The sequence below is a fragment of the Clostridium sp. C8 genome (assembly GCF_001010885.1).
Taxonomy (GTDB): domain Bacteria; phylum Bacillota; class Clostridia; order Clostridiales; family Clostridiaceae; genus Clostridium; species Clostridium sartagoforme.
Genome location: NZ_LBMX01000100.1, coordinates 1 through 3,523 on the forward strand (window position 1 = coordinate 1; position 3,523 = coordinate 3,523).

General features: G+C 24.3%; 5 protein-coding genes. 2 read left to right on the forward strand and 3 right to left on the reverse strand.

Translation table 11 applies throughout. From position 1 onward, the window contains the following. Positions 1–34: 34 nt before the first annotated feature. Both AAT22_RS16025 and AAT22_RS16030 read right to left on the reverse strand, forming a co-directional pair. Positions 35–706 carry a hypothetical protein gene (locus AAT22_RS16025; RefSeq protein WP_016205624.1) on the reverse strand — a complete coding sequence of 224 codons (672 nt, stop codon included), beginning with the start codon at positions 704–706 and terminating at the stop codon, positions 35–37. 14 nt (positions 707–720) lie between these two features. After that, positions 721–1,005, reverse strand: coding sequence for a hypothetical protein (locus tag AAT22_RS16030; RefSeq protein WP_016205625.1), 285 nt, complete (start codon positions 1,003–1,005; stop codon positions 721–723). A 232-nt stretch (positions 1,006–1,237) separates the two neighbouring features. On the opposite strand from AAT22_RS16030, the gene AAT22_RS16035 reads away from it, so the two are divergent. Continuing rightward, positions 1,238–1,555 carry a nucleotidyltransferase domain-containing protein gene (locus AAT22_RS16035; RefSeq protein ID WP_016205626.1) on the forward strand — a complete coding sequence of 106 codons (318 nt, stop codon included), beginning with the start codon at positions 1,238–1,240 and terminating at the stop codon, positions 1,553–1,555. After that, positions 1,542–1,937 carry an HI0074 family nucleotidyltransferase substrate-binding subunit gene (locus AAT22_RS16040; protein WP_016205627.1) on the forward strand — a complete coding sequence of 132 codons (396 nt, stop codon included), beginning with the start codon at positions 1,542–1,544 and terminating at the stop codon, positions 1,935–1,937. Before AAT22_RS16035 ends, AAT22_RS16040 begins: the two co-directional genes overlap by 14 nt. 192 nt (positions 1,938–2,129) lie before the next feature. Here AAT22_RS16040 and AAT22_RS16045 read toward each other — a convergent pair whose 3' ends face one another. Further along, positions 2,130–3,134: an Rpn family recombination-promoting nuclease/putative transposase gene (locus tag AAT22_RS16045; protein WP_016205628.1), complete on the reverse strand. Its 1,005-nt coding sequence runs from the start codon at positions 3,132–3,134 to the stop codon at positions 2,130–2,132. Positions 3,135–3,523: the final 389 nt, after the last annotated feature.

Below are 3,523 nucleotides of genomic sequence, written 5' to 3' on the forward strand. Positions count from 1 at the left end.
TGGTTACTTTTATGCTTAATTTATCATTTTCCAGCTAATTTCCTTCATCAATTAAAATTTCATTTTTAAAAACTAAATATCTACCATCATCATAAATATATTTTTCTTTCACCATGCCTATATCATATTCTCTAATTATATTAATAGGATTTGTAGATTGAAAAAATTCTAATAAATCTTTATCTACTATATTAGGTATTTTATTATCCTTTGATAAGTTTAATAGATCATTATTTAGGCTTTCTATTTTATTCCTAGAATCAAGATGATATTCTGATGCAGGATCTACCTTTTTATAAAAATCTATAGCATTTTCTAATGTTATATAAGTAATATCTTTAGTTAATTCTTCCTCTGCCTTCTTATAATTATTTTCTGATTCAGATATAATAGTCATTTTATCTTTTAAGTTTTCTAATTCATTAGAAATAGCTTCAATTCCCTTATAATAATTTAAGTTTGTAAAAGCCTCACTTAATGATAAATCTTTATTCTCAAAGGATTTATAAATAGTGTTCATGTCTTCTAATATGCACTTATCTACATCTTCCTTATCTGAATTTGATAATTTAGAATATTGTTGTTCTGCTATAGCTTTATCTACAGAAAATTCGTTAAAAACTTTCTCTGCAGTAATATCCTTTGATGAACATCCAATTATAAAAAGTGCAATAGAAAAAACTAGGATTAACATACCTCTTTTCATTAATAAACTTCACCTCAATATGTGTGGCTTTCATACGTATAGCTATAATTTCTATAATAAATAGCATTACAATTTAAGCACTTCTTAACATTATAAACATCTACAAAGAAATATGTGCATCTTGAATGTTCTACACAACCATATACAGGTCCTGCTATCTTTTCTGTAGTAATAGTAATATTCATATTATTACAACACGTTACAGCTTTAGGTTCAATTTCCACTGCATTTACATTAGTTGTAATAACTAAGAAAAATAAGGATAAAATAGTAGCTAATTTAATTATAATTTTTTTCATTCCTTTCCCCCTTTAATCTTATATTATACATACCTTTTAAAATAATTATTTGTTAAACTGCCTATATAATACCATATAATGTAAATTTATACTATAGATCCCTGTCATATTTTTAATTTTTAATTTTTTATAACTTAATAAATTTATCCTATTATTTAATTCTAATTTAATAAAAGCATTTGTTTAATAAAATCCTATTTATGTATATAATATATTTATAAGAGGTGATTATTTGATTGAAAATATAGATTTTAATTTAGATAAGAATATTTTAAAGGAAATTATAGAAATATCTGAAAAGCATCCTAATATAAAAAGATTAGTTTTATTTGGCTCTAGGGCAAGAAAAGATAACTTAAGTAAAAGTGATATAGATTTGGCAATATATTTGGATGATAATTCTAGCAACTTACTTGATTTTATTTATGATATAGAAAATAATACTACTACCCTATTAGAATTTGATTTTTCAAACATGAATGAAATAAAAGATGAGTTATTTATAAAACAAGTTGAGCAGGAGGGAATTACAATTTATGAGAAGCATTGATTTTAAATATATGAACTTAAAAAAAGCTTATAGTAGATTAAAGGAAGTAAGTGATTTATACGATGGACATGATGATATTATTAGAGATAGTTTAATACAAAGATTTGAATTTACTTATGAACTTACTCATAAAACTTTAAAAGAATTTATGAAATACTTAGGAGTTACCCTAGAAAACTCATTTCCACGTACAATTTTTAAAAAAGCTTACGTAAATAACTTAATTTCAGATGATAAAGTTTTGATAAACCTACTAGAGGATAGAAGCTCTATAACACATATATATACTGAAGATATGTATAATGAACTAGCTAATAGAATAGTAAATCAATATGTAGAAGCAATTGGCGAATTGGTTAGTAATTTAGAAAAACTGTTATAAATACTTATAAAAGTTATCCACAAATTTGATTATAATTTCCTAAAGAATAAAAAAGTGGACATATGTAAATTTGCTTATGACCTAACTTCACTCCAAGTCAACGCAAACTTACATATATCCAATTCCAAATAACCAGTTAACTTTATGCAAAAATTTATGAATTAACTATAGGTATTTTTATTAAAAGCTATTCTAAAAATACTTTTTTAAGTCCTCAAGAGATTCAAGATCAAATATATCAGTTGCAATATTTTCTACTATGCTTTCAGGTAAAGTTTTAATTTTTTCTATATATTCTTCAGGTAATGATTTGAATTTTCTTGAAAGTTGCTTAATTAAAATCTCGGTCTTACCTTCTATTTTACCTTCTATTTTACCTTTTGCCTTACCTTCTTCTATTCCATCTTCTTTTAATTTTTCCAATCCTCTTGAAATATTTGAAGTCACATTCAAAACCTCCTCTTTATTAGAACTAAATATTTTTTCAATGTTATCTTTAAAATTATATTCTTCTGTATTTATATTAACTAACCAGTGTTTAAGTTGCATTTTTTCTTCGCCTGATAACTTATTAAATTGAATTATAATATCTTTAAGTCTATCATAAAATTCAATTCTATCTATATTTTGATCTAGTAAAAATATAGCTGAGGAAATATCTTGTTTATTATAAAGCTCTTCTTTATCATAACTATTAATATCAATAAACTCATATTTAAAATTCAGTATATTTTCTCCAAAAATTTTACTATTACTTATTACATCTTTTAACTCCTTGGAAGAAGTCCATTTCTTTTTACCATTATACAAAACAATTGGAACTATAGCGGGTAATCTAAAGCTCTTTCTTCTAAATTCATTAAGTTTAGTATTTTTTAATATTTCCCTCCAAATTTCTATCATATAAAGTAAAAGCCTTATTGGCATCCTAAAATCTACTGAACTTTGAAATTCTAATAAAACATAGAAAAACACATCGTTTCCATTAAAATTTGCTTTATATACTATATCCGATTCTTGTTCTTCATAATCAGATAATATATAAGATTTATTTATTAATGTTAGGTTATCCTTAGTTAATTGACTACCCCAAGTATTATTAACAAAATTTTGTATTAAGTTTAAAAAGGTTTCTTTGTTAGAAAATAGATCTTTATAGCTTTTATCGTGAATATTATTTTTGGTACTATCATTCATCTTACACCTCTATTTTATCATCTTCTATGGCTATTTAAAATACTTTAGCTATTATAATTATTGACACATATAAGAACAAACATTCTTATATGTATAAAAAATTAGAAATATAAGTTTAATATAAAAAAGTCGTCAAGGCGAGCTTGCCGAGCTGTCGACTTTTTTTGCGCATGTGCATTTCCGAAGCTTGCCTGAGGAAAATCTTGCACGCGCACTTTATTCTATTTTTTGCTCTATAGGAATAACTTTAACAACTTATATTCTATAAACAATTTATCCACAGGTTTTTAGAATATAATTTCCTATAGAGTAAAAAAGGCTGTCTAAAAGACAACCAAATTAAAAATAATTTAATGAAAAAAACTCCTACTAAACTTGACCCTGTCAAG